A 26,966-nucleotide genomic window follows, 5' to 3' on the forward strand; every position below is an offset into this window, starting at 1 on the left:
TTGTTAAGGTGATAAATAATAAATATGGATAGGAATAAAAAGTAGGTGCGGAGTATAACAGTAAATGAGTGTAATTTCGTGCAACATAACGTGCGTATCCCCCGCAGGTGATACGCACGTTATGACTTAGCGCCGACGCAAGAGACGCAAGGCGTTGGCCGTCACCAAGGCCGTCGCACCGGAGTCGGCTAATACCGCCAACCACAGCCCGGTGATCCCTAGCAGGCTGGTGATCAAGAAAATCCCTTTCAGTCCCAAGGCTAAGGTGATGTTCTGACGAATATTGGCATGGGTCGCCCGCGACAGGGTGATCATCTGTGCCAGCCCCAGCAGACGATTATGGGTAAGCGCCGCATCCGCGCTCTCCAAGGCCACATCGGTCCCTCCACCCATGGCGATGCCGATACTGGCCGCCTTCATCGCCGGCGCATCGTTGATACCATCGCCGACCATCGCAGTCTGCGCGCGTTGGCTAAGCGCCTCTACCTCACGTACCTTATCCTCCGGCAACAAGCTGGCACGGTATGCAATACCCAACGAGCCAGCGATAGCCGCTGCCGCACGCGGATTATCCCCCGTCAACATCACGGCCTCGATCCCCAGCGCACGTAATGCATCCAGCGCTTCGCGCGCATCCGGGCGCAAGGTATCGCTCATGGCGATCACCCCGATGGCCTGACTATCATGCAACACGACCACCACCGTCTGCCCAAGCGCCTCCCAGGCGGTAATCTGCGCCAACATACTTTCAGATAATATGTCGCTTTCCAAACGCCCCGGTGCCACCACCTGCACCCGCACGCCATCGACCCAGCCCTCGACACCCACACCCGCGCGCGCCTGGCAGGCCTCAGCCTGCACCACGGCCAGTCCCCGTTGCTCACAGGCCTGGAGCACCGCCTTGGCCAGCGGGTGATGAGAGCCGACCTCCACTGCCGCCGCCAACGTCAACACCCGTTCGGCAGAGACGCCATCCCGTGCGCTCACCGCACTCACTTGCGGCGCGCCTTGCGTCAGGGTACCGGTTTTGTCAAAAGCGATGGTACGCACCCGCCCCAACTGCTCCAGCGCCGCGCCGCCTTTAATTAACGCGCCGTGACGCGAGGCGGCAGCCAAGCCGGAGGTGATGGCCGCCGGCGTCGAAATCACTAGGGCGCATGGACAACCGATCAATAACAGCGTCAGCCCACGGTAGATCCAAGTATCCCAGGGCTGGGCAAAGGCCAATGGCGGGATCAGGATCACCAGCAACGCCAACAACATCACCGCCGGCGTATAGAAGCGACTAAAACGATCGAGGAAGCGCTCAATCGGCGCGCGACGCTCTTCCGCTTCCTCAATCAGTTGCAAGATCCGATCAATGGCGTTCTGCCCGGGCTGGGAAATTACCCGTAGACGACATACCCGATCGACCACCAGCGCCCCAGCCGGGACGCGCTCGCCTCGCTGACGCTCCACCGGTAGCGACTCTCCGGTCAGCGCACTCTCATCGAAGCTAACGCCATCTTGCAACAGTTCGGCGTCGGCGGGTAAGCGCCCGCCAGGGGCGACCTCAATCACCATATCAGGGCGCAATGCGGCGACCGGCAGTGTGCGCCGCTCTCCCTGCACAATCACCAGCGCCTCATCCGGCACCAACGCCATCAGAGCGCTCACCCCCTTGCGCGCCCGGTTGGCGGCGTAAGACTCCAAGCGCTCCCCCAGCATGAACAGCAGCAGTACCATCGCTGCCTCTTCCGTCGCGCCGATAAACAAGGCGCCCAACGCGGCGACACTCATCAGAGTCTCGATGGCGAAGTAGCTGCCACTACGTATCAGCCTGAGCGCTTTCAGCGCGATCGGCGCTAAACCGACCAAGGTGGTCGCGATAAAGGCCACCCGCCCCCACTGCGGATTCACCCACTCGAGGGCATAACTCAGCGACATCAGCCCGACCAAGAGCAGCAGCGGAGCTGCCTCGCGCCAATGCCACGCCACGCCTTGCGTCGGCCTAGTCCCGGCGGCTTGCAGACTAAATCCGGCCTGACGTACCGCCCGCTCTACCGCTGTTGAGATATCTTGCTGAGCATCCACCACCAGACGTTGCGTGGCGAACAACACCGCGGCACGCTCCACACCAGCAAGCTGGCTGACTGCCGTCTCGATCTTCCGTGCACAGCTGGGGCAATCCATTCCGGTTATCTGCCAGCTAAAACGCTGACGTCCGGAGGTCAGTGGCGGTAGGGGGTGAGGATCGGCGTCCTCCTCGGCGCCGTCATGACCATGCACAGCCAGACAACAAGCACCGTCGCTTGCAGGGGCCAACGGTGACGCCATGTGGATCGTCAACCCGCGTTTTCCTTGACTCGGGCGGCTGCAACCATGTTGTGTCGCCGCATGCTGATGGCCGCAACCACAGGCCGCGTCAACGCCATTTGCATGAATAGGGTTATGGGTCATACCTCCTCCTCGCATCGTTCCCCATATCGCGTTATTGCCCACTCTACAGGTTGGAGTCGACTCTAGAGTCAAGACGCAAATGAGAAATATTCTTTTTCTACTGCTAGCACCTGTGCGAGTTGACAATATCGAGGTCAGAAAGCCACCGCCAAACCATGCTGGCGGCACGATTTTTTGTTACACTGAATGACTCCGATAAAGAGTTTATATTTCATTGAAAATGAAGAAAAAGCGCCCCGTATTACAGGATATAGCCGATCGCGTCGGCGTCACTAAAATGACCGTTAGCCGCTATTTGCGTAATCCTGAGCTGGTTTCCGCTCCGCTACGCGGCAAAATCGCCGTCGCGCTGGATGAACTGGGCTATATCCCCAATCGAGCGCCCGATATTCTCTCCAACGCCACCAGCCGTGCCATCGGGGTATTGTTGCCCTCGTTGACCAACCAGGTCTTCGCCGAGGTGTTACGCGGCATCGAAAGTGTCACCGACCAACACCACTACCAGACCATGTTGGCCCACTATGGCTACCGCAAAGAGAAAGAAGAGGAGCGCCTCACCTCGCTGCTCTCTTACAATATCGATGGGTTGATCCTCGCCGAGCGTGACCATACGCCACGCACCCTGAAAATGATCGAGATCGCCGGTATTCCGGTGGTAGAGTTGATGGACAGTGTCTCGCCCTGCCTGGATATGGCAGTCGGCTTCGACAATGTCGAGGCGGCGCGGGCGATGACCCAGGCGATCATCGCGCGTGGTCATTGCCACACCGTCTACTTCGGTGCCCGCCTCGACGAACGTACAGTGATGAAACAACAAGGCTATGAGTTGGCCATGCGCGCTGCCGGACTGGAGCCGCACAGCGTCATGATCCCACGCAGCTCCTCCTACTCCGTCGGCGGCGAGCTACTGCGCGAAGCGCTGAAGCGTTATCCGCAGATGGACAGTATCTTCTGCACTAACGATGACCTGGCCGTTGGCGCCGCCTTTGAGTGCCAGCGTCTGGGACTGCGTATCCCGCAGGATATGGCTATCGCCGGCTTCCACGGTCACGATATCGGCCAAGTGATGGAACCGCAGATCGCCAGCGTACTCACCCCACGCCAACAGATGGGACAATTGGCGGCGGAATGTCTGCTGGCCCGCCTACGCGGCGAACCCGGCCACGATGGCGCCATGATCGACCTCGGCTTCACCCTGCTGCACGGCGGCAGTATCTAACGCGTTATCCCCCTCGCGCACATCTCGACGGTCGCCGCCGCGACCGCCTAGCATCCTCACGATCAACTGCGAGAGGCATCACACTTATTAATCATACTATTTAACATTTGTTGCTAATCTCTCCAGCTCACCAGAGAATGTTACCCATAACAGTTACCAGTAACATTGATTGCGCGGCATCTTGCCGCCAACCGGGGAATACAGCATGAGCGCAAGCCAACAACAAAAACACGTCTTTGTTCTGATGGGCGTTTCCGGCAGCGGTAAGTCCGCCGTCGCCAGCGCCGTCGCCCAGCAGCTGGGTGCCGCCTTCCTGGATGGTGACTTCCTGCATCCACGCGCCAATATTCGTAAGATGGCCGACGGCCATGCGCTGAACGATGAGGATCGTACGCCGTGGCTCCAAGCCCTCAACGATGCCGTCTTCGCCATGCAGCGCACCAACGAAGTCTCGCTGATCGTCTGTTCGGCGTTGAAGAAGCGTTACCGCGACATGTTGCGCGACGGTAACACCAACCTCTCGTTCATCTACCTCCAGGGGGATTTCGCCCTGATCGAGAGCCGTCTGTCGGCGCGTAAAGGACACTTCTTCAAGCCACAAATGTTGGTCTCTCAGTTCGATGCATTAGAAGAGCCGACGGCCGAAGAGCGTGACGTTCACGCCATCGATATCAGCCAGTCGCTGGACGGCGTCGTCGCCAGCACCCTGAACACCATTAAATCCATCATTGCCTAGGAGCCCTGACGATGAGTACTTTAACCCTCGTAATGACCGCAGTCGGCTCCGTGCTGCTGCTACTGTTCTTGGTGATGAAAGCGCGTATGCACGCCTTCGTCGCCCTGATGCTGGTGTCCATCGGCGCCGGGATCTTCTCCGGTATGCCCATCGATAAAATCGCCCAGACCATGCAAAACGGCATGGGCGGCACGTTGGGGTTCCTCTCCATCGTGGTGGCGCTGGGGGCCATGTTCGGTAAGATCCTGCACGAAACCGGTGCCCTGGATCAGATCGCCGTTCGCCTGCTAAAGAGCTTCGGCGAGAAGCGTGCGCACTACGCGCTGGGTATCGCCGGCCTGGTCTGCGCCCTACCGCTGTTCTTTGATGTCGCCATCGTATTGTTGATTGGCGTGGTGTTCGCCGTGGCACGCCGCACCAACGGCAACGTAGTTAAACTGGCAATCCCGCTGTTCGCCGGTGTCGCCGGGGCCGCCGCTTTCCTGCTGCCGGGGCCGACACCGATGCTGCTGGCTTCCCAGATGGGTGCCGACTACGGCTGGATGATCTTGATCGGGCTGTGCGCCGCCATCCCGGGCATGATCCTAGCGGGCCCGCTGTACGGTAACTTCATCAGCAAACACGTCACCCTTGAACTGCCGAAAGATATCCAAGAGCCGAGCCTGGGCAAGGGCCAACTGCCCTCCTTCGGCTTCAGCCTGGCGTTGGTACTGTTCCCGCTGGTGCTGGTCGGTCTGAAGACCATCGGTGCCCGTTTTGTCGAGCAGGGCTCCGAACTGTACAAGTGGCTGGAGTTCATCGGCCATCCGTTCACCGCTATCCTGCTGGCCTGCCTGGTCGCCACCTATGGCCTGGCTATCCGCCGCGGCATGAGCAAGGAGAAGGTGATGGATATCTGCTCCGCCGCCATCCAGCCGGCCGGTATCATCCTGCTGGTCACCGGTGCCGGTGGCGTATTCAAGCAGGTCCTGGTGGACTCTGGCGTTGGTCCGGCCCTGGGCAACTCCCTGATCGGTGCGGGCCTACCCATCGCCATCGCCTGCTTCGTCCTGGCCGCCGCGGTACGTGTCATCCAGGGCTCTGCGACCGTCGCTTGCCTAACTACCGTCGGCCTCGTGCTGCCGGTCATCGGTGAACTGGGCTACAGCGGTGCCCAACTGGCGGCCCTGTCCGTCTGTATCGCTGGCGGCTCCATCGTCCTGAGTCACGTCAACGACTCTGGCTTCTGGCTGTACGGTAAGTTTACCGGCGCCACCGAGGCCCAGACACTGAAGACCTGGTCGGTGATGGAGACCATCCTGGGGACCACCGGCGCAATCGTCGGCATGCTGTTCTTCATGGCACTGTAAGTCGAACGCATAAAACACGACGGGGCGCGAATATCGCGCCCCGTTTTTTTCGTTTCCCGCCCCCGCGCAACCGACAATAGCGCCGTTATTTGCGCCCGCGACTCAGCTTAGCGCGTCAGGATCAAATGCAAACCAAAGGCGGTAAACAAGCTCCCGGCGACACCATCGATCCAACGCGCCAAACGCTGGTACCCTCGGCGCATCACCGGCAGGGCAAAGACCGACGCTACCAGGCTAAACCAGAGCACCGTCTCGGCGACAATCAACACAAACAGACCGAGACGTTGCCCTACTCCTACCTCATCGCCGACAAACAACGAGAAGACCGAGCCAAAGTAGATCACCGCTTTAGGGTTAGAGAGATTGGTCAATACGCCGCGCCAAAAGGCGCTGCCATGTAGCGGCGCCAACCGCGGCGCGTCATCCGACACTGGGCGGCGGGCGGCACATAACATCTGCCAGCCCATCCAACACAGATAGAGACCACCACCGAGCGTGATGATGCGCTGCAACCAGGCCATCTTCAGTAGCAATAGGTGCAACCCCATCAACGCTACCGCGGCCCACACTACGACGCCCAACGAGATGCCGATCACCGCACGCAACGCCTCTGCGCGCGAGCGGCTCAACGCCGTTTGAGAGACAAAGAAAAAATCGGGACCGGGTGTCATCAGCGCCAGCAGATGTACCACGGCAACGGTGAGAAAGAGCATCATGTGAGGTCGCTCATAGCGTAAGGTTTATCCATGCTAACATCGTTGACAACTGATGTGTGCGCAGATTAATCACCTACTGTCCATTATGTCGACAATTTGAGCCCACCGCGCCCTGCACACGGATCTTATTACGCCAGGAATGAGAAGCTCGTCATGCACATCGTCGGACTCACCCCACGGCTACTCAGTACGCGCTATATCAATAACGCGTTGGCGGCGCAGGCGCTAGTGCGGCAGACCGACTTCAGTCTGCGGGATGGCACCGTCTCCGTGATGGAAGGCATGGCCTGCGGTTATGGACAACTTCGCCGCCAAGCGGCGTATCGCCTCTGATGCGGGATGGCAGCTAACGCTGCAAAAATGCCGCAGATCCCGCTTATGCCTCACCCTCATCAAGATGTTCGCGGATCAAGGACATAAAGGGCGCGCCAAAGCGCTCCAGCTTACGCTGACCGACACCGTTGATACTGAGCAGATCGCCCGCCCGTAGCGGCATCTGCTCCGCCATCTCCAACAAGGTCGTATCGTTAAAGACCACATAAGGCGGGATATTTTCCTGGTCGGCGATCGCCTTACGCAGCTTGCGTAGCTTGGCAAACAGCTTACGGTCGTAGTTGCCCGCATAGCTCTTCTGTGTGCTGCTACGCGCCTTCAGGTTAATCACGCGCGGCACCGCCAGCGGTAATGCCACCTCACCACGCAACACCGGGCGTGCCGCCTCGGTCAGTTGCAACGCAGAATGCAGGGCGATGTTCTGCGTCACTAATCCCAGATGGATCAGTTGGCGTAGAATACTTACCCAGTGCTCGGTGGTATGTTCACGACCAATACCATAGACCGATAGCTTGTCATGCCCTAACTCGCGGATGCGCGCGCTGTTCGCGCCGCGCAGGACCTCGACGACATAACCAATACCGAAACGCTGTCCGACACGTGCCACGGTAGAAAGCGCCTTCTGTGCATCGACCAGACCATCATAACGCTTAGGCGGATCCAGGCAGATATCGCAGTTATTACAGCTCTCCTGACGCCCCTCACCGAAATAGTTCAGCAGGACCAAACGACGGCAGGTCTGCGCTTCGGCGAAGGCATTCATCGCATTTAGCTTATGGCGTTCGATCTCTTTCTGCGTTCCCTCCGGTTTCTCCTCCAAGCAGCGGCGTAACCAGGCCATATCGGCCGGATCGTAAAACAGCAACGCCTCGGCGGGTAAGCCATCGCGCCCGGCACGTCCGGTCTCTTGATAGTAGGACTCGATATTGCGCGGAATGTCGAAATGCACCACGAAGCGCACATTCGGCTTATTGATCCCCATGCCGAACGCCACCGTCGCTACCACAATCTGTAGATCGTCACGCTGGAACGCCTCTTGTACCTCGGCACGCCGCCCATTCTCCAATCCGGCGTGATAGGCCGCGACGCTCAGACCGCGACTCTGCAAACGTGCGGCGGTGTCTTCGACCTTGGCGCGGCTGTTACAATAGATGATGCCGGACTTCCCTCGCTGCGACTGCACGAAATGCCACAACTGATCCAACGGCTTAAACTTTTCAATCAGGGTATAACGGATGTTGGGTCGGTCGAAACTGCTGACCTGCACCAGCGGATCGCGCAAGTCGAGCAGACGTAGGATATCTTGGCGGGTTGCGTCGTCGGCGGTCGCCGTCAGGGCGATCACCGGCATCTCAGGAAAGCGTCGTTTGATCTGTCCCAACGCACTGTACTCTGGGCGGAAATCATGTCCCCATTGCGAGATACAGTGTGCCTCATCAACGGCCAGCAGCGTAGGGTGCCACTGTGGCAGTGTGTCCAGCAAGTTATCCATCATTAGGCGTTCAGGGGCAATGTACAACAGGCGGATCTCACCGCTGCGACAACCGGCGTAGACCGCCTGCTGCTGCTCACGGCTAAGGGTCGAGTTCAAGCAGGCGGCATTGACACCATTCGCCTGCAACTGATCGACCTGATCCTTCATCAACGAGATCAAGGGCGAGACGACAATGGTCAATCCATCCCGCACCAACGCCGGGATCTGATAACACAGGGACTTTCCCCCTCCGGTCGGCATGACGACCAGACAGTCACGCCCCGCGATCGCTGCTTCGACGATCGCTCGCTGCCCTGGGCGAAATTGCTGATAGCCGAAGGTATCTTTCAATACCCGCTCAGCCAGCCTCTCTGAATCGATCACCGCTGCCGTTGCCACACTGCTCCCCATCAAGCCAAAAATACCGGCGCTATTTTAGGCGTACACGCCGGTTTTGTCCCGCGTTACAGGATATCGTTCAGCATGATGCCGACCCCGAAACGGGTCTGACGGAAGTTATAATCGATCAGCGACTCTCCATAACCGCTAAATAGTTGGGTATAAAAACGTACATGGCGGCTCAACGGATAACTCCACCCCAGCTCCGCCGCACCATAGCCGCTGTTCCAGTTGTAGCGGCCACGCAGACTGAAGACGCTCTCGCCCCAGCGATAGCCCATTTCCGCCTCGTAGTACCCCATATACTTGGTGATGTCCGGGTTATCGTCCTTACTCGGACTCTCCGGGAGGCGATACCACGGCATCAGTTGCAGCTGAAAATTCCCGTTCTGCGCCAGCAGGCGGGTATAGACCCGGTTCCAGCTACGCGAGGTCGGATCGGCGCGGCCGTTAGACTGATGCACCGCCCCGACCTCGATATCGCGCAGCGACCAACCGCCGGGTAGCGCATAATCGGCAGCCCAACCGAGGAACAGACGCGGCTCATAGTTAGTCTCACGGAAGGGAGAGGATTCGCTACGGTTAAAGGCTTGCCACCACGACTGTTGCGTATAGGCAGCACCAAGCACCGAGTTTTCACCCGCGATACCGCGCCAGATAGGAAACGCCAAGCTGATCTGGAATTTAATCTCGTTCTTCTTCGCCTGATCGCCCCAATCATAGGAGCTGATCGCCTGCTTGTTGATATCGCTGGTCTGGGTATACAACACATAGTTGGTCGAATAGGGGTAGAGCGTGAACGGGTTGTCATACTGCCGCAACATATTGGCGATCACCCCTTCGTTATGTTGCAGTGCCTGAGTCGCCTCTGACTTCTCATCGGCTTGTACCGCTAACGGTAATAACACAAACCCGGCCACCATCCATGTCCGCCCCGAGATCCTCTGTTTTTTTACTTCATTCATCACCGCATCACTCATTGAAATACACCGCCCACAACGGGCAAAACATGCCAGAGAGCGCATGGATGGCGCCCGGCACTCCCCTAGCCTCACTCATTGGCATCGCCAGCCGATGCTATTCCCACTCATCGGCAACGCACTGGCACGCGCAGCATCTGCGCCGCCATTTTAATGCAGAGGCTTTACGGAAAAATACAGTAGACTCCTTCTCTCACTATTCTGCTGGACGCGACGAGAACACCGACATGGACACACAACACACCCGCCAGGGGATCCTGCTGGCACTGACCGCCTACCTGATCTGGGGGATCGCGCCGATCTACTTCAAGCTGATCCAGCAAGTGCCGGCGACCGAGATCCTAACCCACCGCGTCATCTGGTCATTTTTCTTTATGCTGATCTTGCTGGCCATCGGCCGCAATTGGCGACAGCTGTATACCCTGCGCCATAGCCCGGATAAGATCGCCCTGCTCGCACTCAGCGCCTGCCTGATCGGCGGTAACTGGCTGCTGTATATCTGGGCAGTGAACCATAACCACATGCTGGAAGCCAGCCTGGGCTATTTTATTAATCCTTTGGTCAACGTATTACTGGGAATGCTCTTTCTTGGCGAGCGTTTTCGCCGGATGCAATGGTTGGCCGTCGGATTGGCCATCATCGGCGTCATGGTGCAACTGTGGCAGTTCGGATCCGTGCCGATGATCGCCCTCGGCCTGGCGTTTAGCTTCGCCTTCTATGGCCTGCTGCGTAAGAAGATCGCCATCGATGCCCAGAGCGGGATGTTGATGGAGACCCTATGGCTATTGCCGTTGGCACTCTATTATCTGTTCGGCGTCGCCGACTCACCGACCAGCCATCTGACGGCTAACTCGGCCTCATTAAACCTGCTACTGATCGCCGCGGGCATCATCACCACCGTGCCCCTACTGTGCTTTACCGCCGCCGCCACGCGTCTGCGCCTCTCGACCCTGGGTTTCTTCCAATACCTCGGCCCGACACTGATGTTTCTGTTGGCAACCCTCTACTACGGCGAACAGATGACCAGCGATAAGCTGATCGCCTTCGGCTTCATCTGGAGCGCGTTGCTACTGTTTATCCTCGACGCACTCTACACCCAGCGACGCCTACGGCGATGACACGGCATGGCGCGAGATCCAACGCGCCATCGGTGGTCCGATCAACAGGATGGTAAAGAGGCGTAACACCTGTAACGCCATGACAAAAGCCAGATTCACCTGACTGCCCGCAGCGATAATGGCGATGGTATCCAGCCCGCCCGGGCTGGTCGCCAGGTAGGCACTAAGGGGATCAATGGGTAAAACCTGCGTCAGGCCCCACGCCATCATGGCACACAACACCATCAGCGTAGCGATCGACAGTAGGATCTGTGGCAAGGTACGTAACGCTAGAATAAAAATAGCCCGGGTGAACAGCAGGCCGACATGCCAGCCGATCAAGGTATAGGCGATAACCAACAGCCACTCCGGCGTCTGTGGCATCAGTATCCCTGTCATATTGCACAACGCGCCGATCAGCATCGGAAGCAACAGCGCGCCAGCGGGAATATGCAGGCGCCTCCCTAGCCAACCTCCCGCTCCAGCGATCAGCAGCGTCGCGGCAAACTCCCACCCCAAGGGGGGAAACCAAGGCGGTGTGCTACCCGCATGCGGCGTATCGCCCACGCCGAGACGCACCACCAACGCCGCCGCTGTCGCAACGAACAACACCCGCAGATACTGCATAAAAGCCACCAGTCGCACATCGGCACCGAACTCACCAGCCATCGCCACCATGGCCGATGCCCCACCGGGCGACGATCCCCAAGCTCCCGTCGGCCCCGGAAGATCGCTCAAACGAACCAATAGCCAACCGGCCACGGCGCTACATAGCTGGGTACATAGCAGTACCAGCAACACGATCGGCCAGTCATCCAGCAGAGGAGTTAACAGCGAGAGAGAAAGTGACCGGGCGATCATGCAGCCCAAGATAGACTGCGCCAACGGCATCGCCAAGCCATGAACTCGAATGGTGGCCCCGCGTAATCCCATCACCACGGCGGCTAGCATCGGCCCCAGCAATAGTGCCGCAGGTAGACGTAGCCACAGAAACAACATACCTAGCGCCAGAGAAAAAGCCGCCAGCACCGCCCACTGCCCCTGTGTGCGCAACCGCTCCATCTCCCCTCCTCGTTTTCAGATGATGATAAGCGCTGTTCTCCCCTTGGATTGCAGCAAAAATAATAACGGCCCACTCGGGGCCGTCATCAGTAAGAGGAGCAACGGCTGTTTACAGCCATTTCTTACGCTTAAAGTAGAGATAGGGTGCCAAGCCCGCCAGGATCATCAACAGAATGGCACCGGGATAACCGAATGACCACTTCAATTCGGGCATAAACTCAAAGTTCATCCCATAACTGGAAGCCACCAGCGTCGGCGGCAGGAACACCACGGATACCACCGAGAAGATCTTGATGATGCGGTTTTGCTCGATGTTGATAAAGCCCATCGCCGCTTGCATCAAGAAGTTCACCTTCTGGAATAGCGATTCATTATGCGGCAACAGCGACTCGATATCGCGCAGCACCTCACGCGCCTGCTCCAGTTGGCTAGCCGGTAAACGCGCTTTACGCACCAGGAAGTTAAGGGCGCGTTGCGTATCCATCAGACACAGCCGTACCTTCCAGCCGATATCTTCCAGCTCCGCCAAGGTCGAGAGCGCGTCATCATATTCGTCGCCTTGTTGCCCCTCCATGATCACTCGGCTCAACTTCTCCAGATCGCTGTAGATGTTTTCGATCTCATCGGCCAACTGTTCAATCTTGGTCTCAAACAGATCCAGCAACAGCTCATAGGCGTTGCCATCCACCAGCGTCTGATTGCGCGCCCGCATGCGATAGAGGCGGAATGCCGGCAACTCACGCTCACGCAGGGTAAATAGACGCCCTTCACGGATGGTAAAGGCGACGGTGGAGTTGCCCGCATGATCTTCCGCGTCTTCATAGTAGAAGAAGGAGTGAATGTGCAGGCCATCCTCATCTTCGAAGAAACGCGCGGAGGCCTCGATGTCGTCAAGCTCGGGACGGGTGGCCAGGCTCTGGCCCAGCTCGCGCTGTACGCGCTGACGCTCATCCTCTTCTGGTTCAACCAGATCCACCCACAGCGATGCCGTGAGATTGTCTGTGTCATCCAGCTCCATACGGGATAAGCGGCAGTTATCTAAACGAAATGCACTTAGCATGCTTTAACTCCGTTGCGGTGACTTCAGGATCACGCATGGAGCACGGGAAACAAACCGGGGGTACGTCACCTGCCTGTTTCAGACCATATCAGATCTGACTCTGCGACGCATAAAAGGTCGCTGACAACCACTAAGGCCATCAGCATCGGTGGATAGCCTTAGAAGTTGCACCCGCGTACGGGTCCAATGAGCCAGCATCTACTGGGTGTGTCCAAGGCGTATCTCCTCACAGATTATTCGTGCGCGCATGTTACGCCGACAAGAAAAAGGCTGTCAACAGACTTCCGCATAAATCACCGGCCCGCATCGTAGCGGGCCGAACGGCGCCTGTTACAAGGTCTCTAACCGAGCATAGGCGGCGACCAACCACTTGATCCCCTCGCCTTTAAAAGCGATCTGTAGACGGGTATGTTCACCACTCCCCTCCAGGTTGATGATCGTCCCCTCGCCAAACTTGGCATGGACTACCCGCTGCCCCAGACGATAGCCACTGTCACTCTGACTGAGCGGTGTCCCGAGACGGGCATGACTAACAGGACGCGACACGCTGGCGCGCAACCGGACCTCCTCGACACACGCCTGCGGTAACTCGCCGACAAAGCGTGAAGGTCGGTGATACACCTCTTTGCCGTACAGACGGCGACTCTCGGCGTAGGTCAGGGTCAACTTGCGCATCGCACGGGTTACCCCGACATAGGCCAGACGGCGCTCTTCCTCCAGTCGTCCCCCTTCATCCAGCGACATCTGGCTGGGAAACATCCCCTCCTCCATGCCGACGATAAACACCTGGGGAAACTCCAGCCCCTTGGCGGAATGCAGGGTCATCAGTTGCACCGCATCCTGGTAGGCATCAGCCTGCCCCTCTCCGGATTCGAGGGCAGCATGGGACAAAAACGCTTGCAGCGGCGGCAAATTCTCGTCGTCATCCTCATAACTGAACTGGCGCGTCGCCGTCACCAGCTCCTCTAAGTTCTCGATACGCGTCTGCCCCTTCTCACCCTTCTCCTGCTCATACATCTGGCGCAGACCAGAGTCACGGATCACCCGATCGGTCTGGACATGCAACGGCAAATCGAGGCTCTCCTGCTCCAGGGCGTCGATCAGCTCCAGGAAGCGACGCAAGGCATTGGCCGCGCGTCCAGGGAAGACCTGCTCCTGCAACAGCGCACGTGTCGCCTGCCACAACGTGAGCTGGCGGTCGCGCGCCGTTTGGCGCACCACATCCAACGTCCGATCGCCGATGCCGCGTACCGGAGTATTCACCACCCGCTCGAAGGCCGCATCATCGTTACGGTTGGCCAGCAAACGCAGGTAGGCCAAGGCATCTTTAATTTCCTGACGCTCGAAGAAACGCATCCCACCATAGATACGGTAGGGCGTCGCCGCCTGTAGCAATGCCTCTTCCAGCACGCGCGACTGGGCGTTGCTGCGGTACAGAATGGCGCATTCTTTTAACGCACCGCCGTTATCCTGCCAGGCCTTGATGCGATTCACCACGAAGCGTGCCTCATCCAACTCGTTAAAGGCGCAATACAACGAGATAGGCTCCCCTTCGCCATCCTCTGTCCACAACTTCTTACCCAGACGCCCATCGTTATTCTCGATCAAGGCGTTGGCCGCACGCAGGATATTGCCGCTGGAGCGATAGTTCTGCTCCAGGCGAATAGTCTGTGCACCGGGGAAGTCATCGAGGAATTTCTGGATGTTCTCCACCTGAGCACCACGCCAGCCATAGATCGACTGATCATCGTCGCCGACGATCATTACCCGCCCACTGTCGCCGGCTAACATGCGGATCCACGCGTACTGAATACGGTTGGTGTCCTGAAACTCATCCACGAGAATATTGCTGAAGCGGGCGCGATAGTGGTCGAGGATCTGCGGCTTGTGCAGCCACAATTCGTGGGCACGCAACAACAGTTCGGCAAAGTCCACCAATCCCGCGCGATCGCACGCCTCCTGATAGGCCTGGTAGATGCGCAGCCACGTCTGCTCCACCGGATTGCCATAGCTCTCAATGTGCTGTGGGCGTAGACCGTCATCCTTCTTACCGTTGATGTACCACATGCCCTGACGCGCCGGCCACTGCTTCTCATCCAGATTCATCGCCTTGATGAGTCGCTTGAGTAGACGCAACTGATCCTCGCTATCGAGGATCTGAAAGTCCTGCGGCAAACCGGCATCCAAATGATGAGCTCGCAGCAAACGATGCGCCAAGCCATGGAAGGTGCCTATCCACATTCCCCCTTGGCTGGTGCCGATCAGGGCCTCGATGCGATGACGCATCTCCGCCGCCGCCTTGTTGGTAAAGGTAACCGCCATGATGGAAAACGGTGAGCAGTGCTCCACCGCCAGTAACCAGGCGATGCGGTGTACCAGGACGCGTGTCTTACCGCTGCCCGCTCCCGCCAGCACCAGCAGGTTGCTACGGGGCGCGGCAACCGCCTCGCGCTGTTTATCGTTCAGGCTTTCAAGCAGGTCAGATACGTCCATAGGGCACCGTCTTTTCGCTGGGAGAATGGCACCACTGGGGCCATTTTACTGGAGATTTATACAGATTCTGCTGGGAATTATATCAGTGCGAGCAGCGAAGCCAACCGCGAAATCTCAACATGGGGCAACAGGCGGCTATCGGCGGCATGCATTAACGAGCGGGCGCGATCGTTAATCCAGCACGCCTGCACGCCGCTACGCAGTGCGCCAGCGACGTCGGTCGTCAAATCGTCACCGACATGCAGTAACTGAGCGGGAGCCAAGTACAAACGGCGAGCCGCAGCCAGATACATGTCACCGTAAGGTTTGGCACGCCCATCTGGGCCGGCGCGTAACACGAAGCGAAAATAGTCGCCCAGTCCACAACGCGCCGGATCGGCATTGCCGTTAGTGATCGCCACCAGCGGCAGCTGTTGGGCCAGCAATCCCAAGACGCGATGGGTCTCGTCGGGTACCGCGATGCGGCTACGCCACTCAGCAAAGTGGGCCAACGCTTCATCGGCGCCATGGCGACACGCCGGTAGTGAGAAGCCTGCACGCCGCAATGCCTCATGCACCGCACGCCAACGCCATTGGGTCACGTCATGGTAGATTTCCGCATCGCTGGCTCGCAGCTCAGCGCGTAGCCGCTGCCAGTCAGCGCTCTGGAAATCCTGCAACGGCGCAAAACGATGGCGCAAGAAGTCGAGCGCAGCCTGCTCGCTGCGCACGATCACCGGATGATTATCGTACAGCGTATCGTCGAGGTCGAAAGTCAACGCCGCGGGACGCTGCAAAGCTCGGTAGAAATGCATCACGTTTTCCCTCTTTTCGCGCGGGGATGGGCCGCATCATACACGTTAGCCAGATGCTGGAAATCGAGGTGGGTGTAGATTTGCGTCGTCGAAAGATTGGCATGCCCCAGCAGCTCCTGCACGGCCCGCAGATCGCCGCTCGACTCCAGCAGATGTGTGGCGAAAGAGTGGCGCAGCTTATGTGGATGAATATGGCTGGTAACGCCCTGCTTCACCCCCCATTCGGCGAAACGCTTCTGTACATTTCGCGGCGAGATGCGTCCACCACGGCTGGAAATAAACAGTGCATCGTCCTGCGGCTGTAATGCTCCACGCAACGCCAGCCATTTCTCGACCCAACGCACCGCCTCACGCCCAACCGGTAGACGTCGCTCTTTGCTACCCTTACCCACGACCCACACCTCGCCCGTTGCCAGATCGAGATGACGACAGTCCAGCCCCACCAACTCGGACAGACGCAGCCCGCCACCGTACATCAACTCCAGCATCGCGCGATCGCGTACCGCCAGCGTATCACTTTCATCGATCTCCAACAGGCGATTGACGTCATCCACATCTAGATTCTTCGGCAAATGACGCCCCTGCCGCGGCGCTGCGACGCCTTTGGCCGGGTTAGCCGCCAACGTACCGCAACTGACTTGCCAATCGAGGAAACTACGCAACGCCGACAACCGTAACGCCAGACTGGCCGGCTCCAGTCCTTGGCGGCGACTACGGGCCACCAGGGCTCGCACCCGGGCTGAATCCAAAGCGGGCCAATCCGTGACGCCAACCTCCGGCAATAACGCGATGATCGCCGCCAACTGGCGGCGATACGTGTCAACCGTACGCGGGCTGAGCTGCCGCTCAACACGCAACATTTGCAGGAATGCCGTCACCGGCGCGTTCAACGTCTCGGGTAACGCATTGTTCATTGCCGTTCAATCCAGCGCGTTAGCATGGGAGGAAGTAGGCGGGCCAACTGTGCCAACAGCTCGGTTCCCATCCCCTGTTGATAGTGCTGAGCATCGGCGCTAGTGAAAATCAACAGCCCGAGATCGGCGAAATCGCCCATCAACGACAACGCCACCGAACCGACATGACGTGCCTGCGGCAACAGGAGCAATAACTCTTGGCCGTTGAGAGGCCCCAAATAGTGATTAGCATCGCCTAAGCGCTGGATACGTAATAACTCCACATCCGCCCGGGCGATCGCCAGATGCGTAAAGCGTGACGGGGCGCCCAGACGCCAGCGGTCAGAGAACAAGCGAACATAAGCGCCAGACAGGCCTAACGAGCGAGCCCAGCGCTGTAGGCGCTGTAAGCAATCATCCAACGTCGCGGCCGACGCCAGCTGGCTTTGCAGCGTTAATAGGCTAGCGAACAAACGCTCATTGTCCCGCGCTAACTCGATAAGTTGGTCGATCTCCCGATCCAATGCCGCAATCTGCTGACGCTGACGCCCTAACTGCCACTCCAACAATGACACGGCACCCCGCACCGGATGCGGGATCACCATTTGCTCGACCTGACGGGCATTACGGATAAAAAAATCAGGATGCTGCTGCAAATAGGCCACCACCTGCGCGTCAACCAGTTCTGACTGACGGCAGTTGTCGCTCTCGCTCTCACTCATCGCTACCTACCGTTTACAAATGGATGAATCCATCATAGACGTGAGTGGCCGGCCCGATCATCAACAGCGGCGTTCCCGGCCCCGACCAACGGATCTGAAGGCTACCGCCGGGCAACTCGACCCGTACCTGCTCATCCAGCAAGCCTTGTTGAATACCGACCGCTACCGCTGCGCACGCACCACTGCCACACGCCTGGGTTTCGCCGGCACCGCGCTCGTAGACCCGCAGGCGAATATAGCCCCGATCCACCACCTGCATAAAGCCGACATTGACCCGCTCCGGGAAACGCTCATGACTCTCCAATGCCGGCCCTAACAAGGCGACCTGTGCCTGGCTAACATCCTCCACTTGCAATACACAGTGGGGATTACCCATCGAGACAGCGCCACACAGCACTGTCTGCTGCGCTACACGTAAAATATAGGTTTTTTCTGCCTTAGCCGCCTTAAAGGGAATACGTCCGGGCTCAAACTGGGGTTCCCCCATGTTGACCGTTACCCGCTCGTCGTCGTCCACATGCAGCGTCATCCGCCCATTCTGTGTGCTGACGCGGATATCACGCCGATTCGTCAACCCTTTGATGCGCACGAAGCGCGCGAAGCAGCGCGCGCCATTGCCACACTGGGCAACCTCACTGCCGTCGGCATTAAAGATGCGATAATGGAAGTCGAGGTCGGGATCATAAGGGGGCTCGACCACCAACAGTTGGTCAAAGCCTACGCCGGTATGCCTGTCGGCCAGGCGGCGAATTAACTCTGGCGAAAAGTAAACGTTTTGGGTAACTGCGTCCACCACCATAAAATCATTACCCAGCCCGTGCATCTTGGCAAACTGCATGTCCCTACCCCTTGATGAATATCTGCAAACGTCTACCCTTGGCACACGGTGCGAAAATCAGTGGGCGCTCTCCGCCTCGACGGGTGCCGCCTGCGCCGCCTTCGGCGTTGGCTCTTGCGTCGGGGCCGCTACGTTATAAGCCTCCGGCGCCTTCTGCGCGGCCGGAGCCTGCTGCGACGGCGGAAAATAGAGCGGTCCTTTCAGTCCGCAACCGCCCAACGCCGCGGCGCACAGCACCAATAGCGCACTACGGAATTGTCTGTTCATTGTATTAATGCCTGTGATTCCAGAGTTCAAGCTTTCTATAATCGCAGTTGGATACTGAAAAGCAATAGGAAATGATTATGAATGACAGCGAGTTTCACCAGTTGGCTGACGCACTGATGCAGTCGTTAGAGGAGGCGCTCGACGCCTACCAAGACGATGCCGACATCGACTGTGAAACCAATGGCGGCGTCATGACGCTCAGCTTTGAGGATGGTAGCAAGATAGTGATTAACCGTCAGGAGCCGTTACACCAAATCTGGCTGGCAACCCGCGCTGGCGGTTATCACTTCGATTATCGTGACGGCCAGTGGCGCTGCTCACGCAGCGCCGCTCCCTTCAAGCAGATCTTAAATGAGGCGTGCAGCGCCCAAGCGGGCGTGCCGGTGATACTCAACGTGGAGTAAACCAGCATCAATACACCTTAAAACGTTGGCACGGCGCATCTTCGCCGTCCCCCTCCACCACGGGGGGCGGCACCGCCTTACTGCGGAATGGGATCACCTGTGGCCGCCCATCCTTCGTCACGATCTGATAAAACTGCGGTAGGTTAAAGTTGATAAAGCTAGAGCCGTAGGTGAAGCGGTCATGTGACGAGGAATAGAAGCGGCTGACATCACGTACCAACTCCTCCTTACTGCCTTCACAATGGTGATACACTTCGACCCGATTAGACTCATCCAAGATATAGATGTTAAAACCGTCGCGCTCGCCATCCTCGAAGAAAAACTGGATGATCCCCTCACTGGCATACCCGTCGACCACCGCTGGCAGATGAGCCTGTTCAGTCTCCACCTGCATCGAGAGGCCATGCAATTTGTTGTTGGAGATGGCACCGTAGAACTCGACAGCATTCTCCAACTTCTGCACCGAGACGCTCAGGCGCTCGAAGAATAATCCCCAGGTCTGCCCGGCCACGCGTACCGCCTTAAAACGTCCCGGCTCTTGACGCGTACTGGAGAGACGCAGATCAATGCACTCCGACACCAGTTGCTGCAAGCGTGTGCGGATCAAGCCGCGCAGATGGCGACTGTAGCAGAACACCTCCACCGCCTCTGGCGGCGCAGCATCCTGATGCATCTTGCCCAGGATGGTCTTCAACGCCTCTAACACCGCTTGCTCACCGCTAAAGTGTAGCGTACGCACCTCATTCCACGAGTTGCGATACAGCAGATCAACGCTACCGACCAGGCACTGCTGCTGCTCGCCAAAGCTAAACACATCCAATTGGCGGAAGTCGAAGTGCACCACCTGATTACTGAAGGTCGCGGTCGGATCGTGCTCCAGGTTGACGATAATCGCTAAGTGGCGAATTTCACACGGGCTATACAATGCCTTTGGTGTTGGCGCCGGCAGGCGCAACGGGAAATGGTTGGCCACATCACGTACTAACTCGCGCAGCTTATTCAGATCGCACTGGCTACTGTTCGCTTTAAGATGTAACCGCGTCTCTGACGTCAACAGACCATTGAAGTAAGCCCAAGCCACCAACTTATTCAGATAGCGGTTATACTCCAACGGCTGGTGACTGACGATACTGTCGATAGTCGGCGCCTGGTTATACAGATACCAGCCACTGCGATTGGCTCGCCCGACCGGGACATAGATAAAAGTCAGATCGCCTTCAGATAGATCCGGTGAGATTTGCGGGTTAACCAGCGTCACCTTGCCCGGCAACGCCTCAAAAGCGGCATACAACTTCCGCGTCAACACCCCGATGTCCTGCGGGCTGGCGCTAACACTCAAATTATTGCGCCGAGCGAAACGGATCAGGTTGCGATAGCTCTGCATCATCGCATCCAGCAACTCGTTATGTGCCTCACGAACCTGGCCTATCTTCCAATTAGCACGGTTATCCAACGAGCGAATCAACGCCTCGCTCCACCCCCATTGGGCCACCAATTGGCTGAGGATCTCTCGCCGCCAGCCTACACAGGCACGGGTACGCGACATCTTCTCGCACACCTTCAGATAGAAGCAGCGTCGCGCTAAATCAAGACGGGCGTGATCGCCTATCTGCTCCAAATACCGGGTAACTCGCTCCAGCATCATGCAGTAGGGGTCGAGCCCGAATGAAACGATCTCCCCCTTATGCAAACGATTCTTAATATCCATCGCCAGCAGTTCAGTATTCGGGTACTCCCAAGAGTACGCCTCCAGTAGCAGACTCTTTAGCACCGCCTTATAGGGCGAGTCGATGCTCTTATACAGCTGCCACAGGCTAGCTCCGAAGTACTCCTCCGCCGACAGCGAGCTCAACCCGCCGAGATCAAGCCACTCATTCGGCGTCAACGCGCCCTGAGCATACAGCGAGAGAACATACTCATCGTAATGCTCCTCTTCTTCACAAGGCACCATGCTCCACAGGATACGCTTGCCCGCCAAACGCACAGCACTACGATAGAATTCATCGAGCAAAAGGATATGTTGCGTCGAACCGCAATCTTCGCCACCCAGGCTGCCGCTCTCGTTATGGCGGAAACGGTTCTCATCGATGAGGAAGAAGCTGACTTCGACCCCCAGCGAGGCGGCCCACTTCTCCAGCAGCACGCATTTCTGCTGCAATTGATTGCGTTCGCTGCTATCCAGCCAGGAGTGGTGACAGACCCAGATATCCAGATCGGAGCTACAGCTCTGGCCAATAGAGGAGGTACTGCCCATGGTATATAACCCGGTGATCGGCAGCTGGTCCGAGCCCGTCACTGGCGGAATGCTGCCCGGCGCGCGCGTCTCAATATGGTGCAAATAGTGTTGCTGAGCGGCATCCGGCTTGAAGAAACAGATCCCATGAGGGACATTCCCCTGCAAGTAACCAGGCATCAGTGGATGGTGAAAATGCAATAAGGTAGGCAGCAGCGTATAAACCTGCTGAAAAGCGGGTCCCATCGCCGACAATGCACGATCAACCCGAAGTTGGTTAATCGCATCCAGTCGTTGCTTCAGTGTCTCGATGTAGAGGTACAAGACGTTTCGCCTGATTTTCTGGTGTACGAAAGGGGACTCGTTTCCACGCCCCCCAACAACGGTTCTATTAATAGTAATGATAGAGGGGAAATTGCTGGAAACGTGATCAATTTAACACCTTGCCGATTGACCGTAAAGATAGAAACACCACACACTGAATGTTGAGATTCCCTTCTCGTTGATCTTCCCCGCTTTTCAACCGCATTTCCCGCTCACTGACGCAACCTATCCCGTGCGCTTACACTGCCTGCTCAGACAACAACATGGTAGGATGAAGACCAGGCAAATGAGGGATATGCACATGCAATCAACGACTACAGCAGCGCCGCAGACGCTGCGCATCGCAACGCGTCAGAGCCCGCTGGCGCTATGGCAGGCACATTATGTCCGGGATCAATTGCTGGCCCACTGGCCACAGCTGACGATAGTGCTAGTACCGATGGTCACGCGCGGTGACGTGCTGCTGGATACCCCGCTGGCTAAAGTTGGGGGAAAGGGCCTGTTCGTCAAAGAGTTAGAATTGGCCTTGTTGGAGGGGCGCGCCGACATTGCCGTCCATTCGATGAAGGACGTCCCGGTCGCCTTCCCCGACGGCTTGGGGCTGGTCACCATCTGCCAACGTGAAGATCCTCGCGATGCCTTCGTCTCATCCCGCTTCGCCTCATTAGATCAGCTACCGGCTGGTAGCATCGTCGGCACCTCTAGCCTACGACGTCAATGCCAATTACGTGCCGCGCGCCCCGATCTCCAGATACGTGATCTGCGCGGTAATGTCGGTACCCGCCTGGCGAAACTGGATGCTGGCGAATATGACGCCATTATTCTAGCCGCCGCCGGGCTTAAACGCTTGCAGCTTGAGGCGCGTATCCGCGCCCCGCTGTCGCCGGAACAGTCGTTGCCGGCGGTCGGTCAAGGTGCGGTGGGTATCGAGTGCCGCCTGGCGGACGAGACAACCCGCGCATTGCTGGCCCCGCTCAATCATGAACACACTGCATTACGTGTCAGTGCCGAACGCGCGATGAATACACGTCTGGAGGGCGGCTGCCAGGTACCGATCGGCAGCTATGCCGAGATCGACGGTGATCAACTCTGGCTACGGGCGCTAGTCGGCCAACCAGATGGTTCGCTGATCATTCGCGGCGAACGTCGAGGCCCGCTGTACCAGGCGGAAAGTATGGGCATCGATTTGGCCGATGAGCTCTTGGCACGCGGTGCACGCGCCATCCTCGATGCTGTTTACCAACAGAACACGTGACCGGCCATGAGCATCTTGGTCACTCGCCCCTCTCCCGCCGGCGAACAGTTGGTCGAACGCTTACGGGCGGCGGGGATGGCGGCTTGGCATAGCCCCTTGATCGACTTTGCTCCCGGTACGCAGCTGGCGCAGTTACCCGAACGGCTCGCCGAGCTGGCAGCGGGCGATCTGCTGTTGGCCGTATCGCGCCATGCCGTCCAGTACGCTGACAGCAGGTTACGGCGTATCGGCCTTGCCTGGCCGCCGGCGCTACGTTACGTTGCCATCGGCCACACCACCGCCCAGGCTCTCCAAATAGCGTGTGGCCAGCCAGTAATCTCCCCCGACCAGGGGGAGACGTCTGAAGCACTGCTGGCGCTGCCCGCGCTGCAAACGCTCAGCGCGCAGCATGCCCTGATCCTCCGCGGCAACGGTGGTCGAGAGCTGATCGCCGCTACCCTACGCGCGCGCGGCCTCGCGGTCACGCTGTGCGAATGCTACCAGCGTCGCCCCTGTATCCTGCCGGGCAGTGAGCGCTATCGAGATTGGCAGCGACAGAAAATCTCGACACTGGTGGTGACCAGTGGTGAAATGCTGCAACAGCTCTATGATTTAGTTCCTGAATACGAACGGCAGCATTGGTTACTGCGCTGCCGGCTTATCGTCGTCAGCGAACGCCTGGCGCAACGCGCCCGCGATCTGGGATGGCAAGAGATCCGGGTGGCCGACAGCGCAAACAACGACGCATTATTGCGCACGCTACAGATCACTTGACCATGGGACATGCCACGATGACGGAACCCACTACCCCGCCAGAAAAGGCGACTAACACCGAGACGGCCAGCGAACACGCGCAGCAGGCGCACAACGCGCAGCCGCAGGAAGGCGCCCGCCAACCGAATAACCACCGCACTAAGAAATCCTTCGCCAGCGGTCAGACCCTGGGCGCTATCGCCATCGTGCTGGTTATCGCCCTCGGTGGCGGCCTCTATTACCATGGCCACCAGCAAGCACAGCGCCAGCTCAGCGACGAACAGAACCTACAGGAGCAACTGAGCGCGCTGCATACGGCGCAGGCCCAGGAGAAGCTACGCCTGGAGGCATTGTTGAATAAGCAGGCTAAGGCACTCGACATCGCACAACAACTCCAGGCGACGCAGTCACAACAGCTGAAAGAGTTAGAACAGAAGGTCGCAGCCATCTCCGGCAACGATGCCGCGACCTGGAAACTGGCCCAGGCTGATTTCCTGGTGAAGCTGGCGGAGCGCAAGCTGTGGAGCGATCAGGACGTCACTACCGCCATCGCGCTGCTGAAAAATGCCGACGCCACCCTGGCCGGGCTGAATGACCCCAGTTTGCTGAGCGTCCGCCAGGCGATCACCGAAGATATCGCTACCTTGTCGGCGCTCGGCCAGATCGACTTCGACGGTATCATTCTGCAACTTAACCAGTTAGCCAATCAGGTCGACGATCTGCGCCTCGCCGACAATGACAGTGACGAAGCGCCAATGGATCAGGATGATGGCGAGCTCAGCGCCTCATTGAGCCAATGGCGCCAGAACCTGGCAAAGAGCTGGCATACCTTTATCTCCGAGTTTATTACTATCCGCCGGCGTGATAGTAGCGATGAACCGCTACTGGCGCCAAACCAAGACGTTTATCTACGCGAGAATATTCGTTCACGTCTGCTGATCGCCGCCCAAGCGGTGCCACGCCACCAGAATCAAATCTACCAGCAATCGCTGGAGAGCGTATCGGCTTGGGTGCGCGCCTATTTCGATGTCAATGATCCGAGTACCAAGGCGTTTCTTAACCAGATCGATACCCTCAGCCAGCAATCCGTCAGCATGGTGCTACCCGACGCACTCAAGAGCCAACCCTTGTTGGATAAGCTGTTGCACACCCGTAGCAACGCCCCAATGGCTGCGCCGGCCACGCCCGTGACACAGGGGGAATAACCATGCTCAAGGTTCTGTTGCTGTTTATCATCCTGATCGCAGGCATCGTGCTCGGCCCACTGTTTGCCGGCCATCAGGGATATGTACTGATCCAAACCGACAACTACAATATTGAAACCAGTGTCACGTCGCTGGTGATCATGTTCGTGTTGTTGATGGTCGTACTGTTTGCCTTGGAATGGCTGCTGCGCCGTCTGCTGCGAACAGGCGCCCGCACACGCGGCTGGTTTATCGGCCGCAAGCGGAGCCGCGCACGTCGTCAGACGCGTGAGGGATTGCTCAAACTGACCGAAGGAGACTATGGTCAGGTCGAAAAGCTATTGGCACGTAATGCCGATCATGCCGATCAACCGCTGGTCAACTATCTACTGGCAGTCGAAGCGGCGCAACAGCGCGGCGATGAACTGCGCGCCAATCAGTATCTGGAGCGCGCCGCTGAGGTAGCCGGCAGCGATCAACTCCCCGTCGACATCACCCGAGTACGCCTCCAGCTCGCGCGTAAAGAATACCATGCCGCGCGTCACGGCGTGGACGCTTTGCTCAACTACGCGCCGCGTCACCCACAGGTACTACGTCTCGCGGAACAAGCCTATCTCCATACCGATGCCTTCGAACCGCTGTTGGCGATCCTGCCGGCATTAGCTAAGGCAGGCGAACACAGCGATGAGCAGATCGAAAAGCTCCAGTTGCGTGCCTATATCGGCCTGATGGATCACGCAATGGCCAACGGCGGCAGTGAAGGGTTAAAACAGTGGTGGAAAGCGCAAGGGCGCAAGACTCGCCATGAGACGGCACTCCAGGTCGCGCTGGCCGAGCACTTGATTGAATGTAATGACCACGACGCCGCCCAACAGATCGTAGTCGACGGTCTGAAGCGACGCTTCGATGAGCGCCTGGTACACCTGATGCCACGTCTGAAATCCGGTCACCCTGAACAATTGGAAAAACTGCTGCAACAGCAGATCCGCCAACATGGCGCCAGTGCGCTGCTCAACAGCACCCTAGGACAACTGTTGATGCGCCACGGCGAGTGGCAAGCGGCAGCCGACGCGCTACGTGCCGCCTTGAAGCAACGCCCGGACGCCTATGACTACGCCTGGCTGGCCGATGCATTAGATAAACTGCATCGGCCCGAAGAGGCCGCCAAAATGCGGCGTGACGGCCTATTATTGACACTCCAGCACGATCACACCGCACACTAACACGCCACATACTCGCAGATATCGGCCCGCTTCGCGGGCCTTTTTTTAGGCAAAAAAAACACCTGCCGGCAGGCAAGTGTTGAAAAAGGACAATCAGATCTTAAGACAACTGATCGGTGCCTCACTCAACGACGTGTCCGCGGCGTGCTGATCTCAAACAGCATGATTCGGACTATAGGCACCACAAGTCGGCTCTGCATCATTCTCAGTTTTATGAAGCTTACGCAAACATAAGGGGACGAATGAGCATCTACGAATACAATTATTGCATAAAACATGCCAATATTTAAAGCCAGCGCATCTCACCTCTGCCTTGCCACGTCGCGCCAATATCGTCGCCATATGGCGACGCTTATCCATGCCTTAATTAAATTTCATTTAAATACAAATAAATAAATGTCTCCAATTGGAGACACTTCGTGGAAAACCGGCCATCAGCCACAGCACAGAAAATAAAAGGATTTAAAATCAATGTATTGATAAAAGGATCTTACCACGCTAACCACAGACATCACTGGTTAGTATAAGAAAAGGAAGGAGCAACCATAGGACAAGACGCGGCATGTGCGAGAACAGTGAGCTACATGAAGGAAAGCAGAAACAAAAAAACCTCGACAATGCGAGGAGATGGGGTGGTCGGCGAGAGAGGATTCGAACCTCCGACCCACTGGTCCCAAACCAGTTGCGCTACCAAGCTGCGCTACTCGCCGATTCATTTATATCCCAGTAGGATGTGGTGC

At 57.8% G+C, this 26,966-nt stretch carries 23 protein-coding genes and 1 tRNA gene; 10 read left to right on the plus strand and 14 right to left on the minus strand.

Annotated features, from left to right (window positions below; all coding sequences use genetic code 11):
* Positions 1-126: 126 nt before the first annotated feature.
* Complete coding sequence (locus tag EHO01S_RS11790) at positions 127-2,439, minus strand: zinc/cadmium/mercury/lead-transporting ATPase (RefSeq protein ID WP_024524142.1); 2,313 nt, start codon at positions 2,437-2,439, stop codon at positions 127-129.
* Between the two features lie 220 nt (positions 2,440-2,659).
* Between EHO01S_RS11790 and gntR the strand changes: the two genes are divergently transcribed.
* From gntR to gntU, 3 genes are all read left to right on the plus strand, one after another.
* Positions 2,660-3,658, plus strand: coding sequence for a gluconate operon transcriptional repressor GntR (gene gntR / locus EHO01S_RS11795; RefSeq protein WP_024524143.1), 999 nt, complete (start codon positions 2,660-2,662; stop codon positions 3,656-3,658).
* Positions 3,659-3,863: 205 nt separating this feature from the next.
* Positions 3,864-4,394: a gluconokinase gene (gene gntK / locus EHO01S_RS11800; RefSeq protein ID WP_024524144.1), complete on the plus strand. Its 531-nt coding sequence runs from the start codon at positions 3,864-3,866 to the stop codon at positions 4,392-4,394.
* 11 nt (positions 4,395-4,405) lie between these two features.
* The gene (gene gntU / locus EHO01S_RS11805; RefSeq protein ID WP_024524145.1) at positions 4,406-5,743 is read left to right on the plus strand and encodes a gluconate transporter; all 1,338 of its coding nucleotides are present in this window, start codon (positions 4,406-4,408) and stop codon (positions 5,741-5,743) included.
* Between the two features lie 107 nt (positions 5,744-5,850).
* On the opposite strand, the gene rhtC is transcribed toward gntU, so the two are convergent.
* Positions 5,851-6,459: a threonine export protein RhtC gene (gene rhtC, locus EHO01S_RS11810; protein ID WP_024524146.1), complete on the minus strand. Its 609-nt coding sequence runs from the start codon at positions 6,457-6,459 to the stop codon at positions 5,851-5,853.
* 153 nt (positions 6,460-6,612) lie between these two features.
* Here rhtC and EHO01S_RS11815 point away from each other — a divergent pair, with 153 nt between their 5' ends.
* Positions 6,613-6,792, plus strand: coding sequence for a hypothetical protein (locus EHO01S_RS11815; RefSeq protein ID WP_024524147.1), 180 nt, complete (start codon positions 6,613-6,615; stop codon positions 6,790-6,792).
* A gap of 43 nt (positions 6,793-6,835) precedes the next feature.
* On the opposite strand, the gene recQ is transcribed toward EHO01S_RS11815, so the two are convergent.
* Both recQ and pldA read right to left on the minus strand, forming a co-directional pair.
* On the minus strand, positions 6,836-8,665 hold the full coding sequence (gene recQ / locus EHO01S_RS11820) for an ATP-dependent DNA helicase RecQ (protein WP_024524148.1): 1,830 nt from the start codon (positions 8,663-8,665) through the stop codon (positions 6,836-6,838).
* A gap of 65 nt (positions 8,666-8,730) precedes the next feature.
* Positions 8,731-9,630 carry a phospholipase A gene (gene pldA / locus EHO01S_RS11825; RefSeq protein ID WP_024524149.1) on the minus strand — a complete coding sequence of 300 codons (900 nt, stop codon included), beginning with the start codon at positions 9,628-9,630 and terminating at the stop codon, positions 8,731-8,733.
* 242 nt (positions 9,631-9,872) lie between these two features.
* Here pldA and rarD point away from each other — a divergent pair, with 242 nt between their 5' ends.
* Complete coding sequence (rarD, locus tag EHO01S_RS11830; protein WP_024524150.1) at positions 9,873-10,763, plus strand: EamA family transporter RarD; 891 nt, start codon at positions 9,873-9,875, stop codon at positions 10,761-10,763.
* Here the strand turns inward: rarD and EHO01S_RS11835 are convergent.
* From EHO01S_RS11835 to lptM, 8 genes are all read right to left on the minus strand, one after another.
* Positions 10,752-11,804, minus strand: a complete 1,053-nt coding sequence (locus tag EHO01S_RS11835) for an AbrB family transcriptional regulator (RefSeq protein WP_024524151.1) — start codon at positions 11,802-11,804, stop codon at positions 10,752-10,754. The two genes, rarD and EHO01S_RS11835, sit on opposite strands and share 12 nt — an antisense overlap.
* Positions 11,805-11,913: 109 nt before the next feature.
* Entirely contained in the window at positions 11,914-12,864 is a 951-nt protein-coding gene (corA, locus tag EHO01S_RS11840; protein ID WP_005297140.1) for a magnesium/cobalt transporter CorA, read from the minus strand.
* 330 nt (positions 12,865-13,194) lie between these two features.
* A complete protein-coding gene (gene uvrD / locus EHO01S_RS11845; RefSeq protein WP_024524152.1) occupies positions 13,195-15,357 on the minus strand; it encodes a DNA helicase II in 2,163 nt (720 codons plus the stop codon).
* A gap of 77 nt (positions 15,358-15,434) precedes the next feature.
* A complete protein-coding gene (gene yigB, locus EHO01S_RS11850; RefSeq protein ID WP_024524153.1) occupies positions 15,435-16,151 on the minus strand; it encodes a 5-amino-6-(5-phospho-D-ribitylamino)uracil phosphatase YigB in 717 nt (238 codons plus the stop codon).
* Positions 16,151-17,065, minus strand: coding sequence for a tyrosine recombinase XerC (gene xerC, locus EHO01S_RS11855; RefSeq protein WP_024524154.1), 915 nt, complete (start codon positions 17,063-17,065; stop codon positions 16,151-16,153). Before xerC ends, yigB begins: the two co-directional genes overlap by 1 nt.
* Positions 17,062-17,766 carry a DUF484 domain-containing protein gene (locus EHO01S_RS11860; protein ID WP_024524155.1) on the minus strand — a complete coding sequence of 235 codons (705 nt, stop codon included), beginning with the start codon at positions 17,764-17,766 and terminating at the stop codon, positions 17,062-17,064. The genes xerC and EHO01S_RS11860 overlap by 4 nt, the downstream gene beginning before the upstream one ends.
* 13 nt (positions 17,767-17,779) lie before the next feature.
* On the minus strand, positions 17,780-18,604 hold the full coding sequence (gene dapF, locus EHO01S_RS11865; RefSeq protein ID WP_024524156.1) for a diaminopimelate epimerase: 825 nt from the start codon (positions 18,602-18,604) through the stop codon (positions 17,780-17,782).
* A gap of 57 nt (positions 18,605-18,661) precedes the next feature.
* Positions 18,662-18,871 carry an LPS translocon maturation chaperone LptM gene (gene lptM / locus EHO01S_RS11870; RefSeq protein ID WP_024524157.1) on the minus strand — a complete coding sequence of 70 codons (210 nt, stop codon included), beginning with the start codon at positions 18,869-18,871 and terminating at the stop codon, positions 18,662-18,664.
* Between the two features lie 77 nt (positions 18,872-18,948).
* Here lptM and cyaY point away from each other — a divergent pair, with 77 nt between their 5' ends.
* Positions 18,949-19,275, plus strand: a complete 327-nt coding sequence (gene cyaY / locus EHO01S_RS11875; protein ID WP_024524158.1) for an iron donor protein CyaY — start codon at positions 18,949-18,951, stop codon at positions 19,273-19,275.
* A 7-nt stretch (positions 19,276-19,282) separates the two neighbouring features.
* Here the strand turns inward: cyaY and EHO01S_RS11880 are convergent, their stop codons facing one another.
* Positions 19,283-21,832: a class I adenylate cyclase gene (locus tag EHO01S_RS11880; RefSeq protein ID WP_024524159.1), complete on the minus strand. Its 2,550-nt coding sequence runs from the start codon at positions 21,830-21,832 to the stop codon at positions 19,283-19,285.
* Between the two features lie 301 nt (positions 21,833-22,133).
* On the opposite strand from EHO01S_RS11880, the gene hemC reads away from it, so the two are divergent.
* From hemC to hemY, 4 genes are read left to right on the plus strand one after another with little or no spacing between them, the layout of a single operon-like run.
* Entirely contained in the window at positions 22,134-23,087 is a 954-nt protein-coding gene (hemC, locus tag EHO01S_RS11885) for a hydroxymethylbilane synthase (protein WP_024524160.1), read from the plus strand.
* Positions 23,088-23,093: 6 nt separating this feature from the next.
* The gene (gene hemD, locus EHO01S_RS11890) at positions 23,094-23,840 is read left to right on the plus strand and encodes a uroporphyrinogen-III synthase (protein ID WP_024524161.1); all 747 of its coding nucleotides are present in this window, start codon (positions 23,094-23,096) and stop codon (positions 23,838-23,840) included.
* Between the two features lie 17 nt (positions 23,841-23,857).
* The gene (gene hemX, locus EHO01S_RS11895) at positions 23,858-25,024 is read left to right on the plus strand and encodes a uroporphyrinogen-III C-methyltransferase (protein ID WP_024524162.1); all 1,167 of its coding nucleotides are present in this window, start codon (positions 23,858-23,860) and stop codon (positions 25,022-25,024) included.
* A 2-nt stretch (positions 25,025-25,026) separates the two neighbouring features.
* Positions 25,027-26,226, plus strand: a complete 1,200-nt coding sequence (hemY, locus tag EHO01S_RS11900; protein ID WP_024524163.1) for a protoheme IX biogenesis protein HemY — start codon at positions 25,027-25,029, stop codon at positions 26,224-26,226.
* A gap of 633 nt (positions 26,227-26,859) precedes the next feature.
* Here the strand turns inward: hemY and EHO01S_RS11905 are convergent.
* Positions 26,860-26,936, minus strand: a tRNA-Pro gene (locus tag EHO01S_RS11905).
* Positions 26,937-26,966 lie beyond the last annotated feature (30 nt).

This window comes from Edwardsiella hoshinae NBRC 105699 = ATCC 33379, from assembly GCF_000474215.1.
Classification (GTDB): Bacteria; Pseudomonadota; Gammaproteobacteria; order Enterobacterales; family Enterobacteriaceae; genus Edwardsiella; species Edwardsiella hoshinae.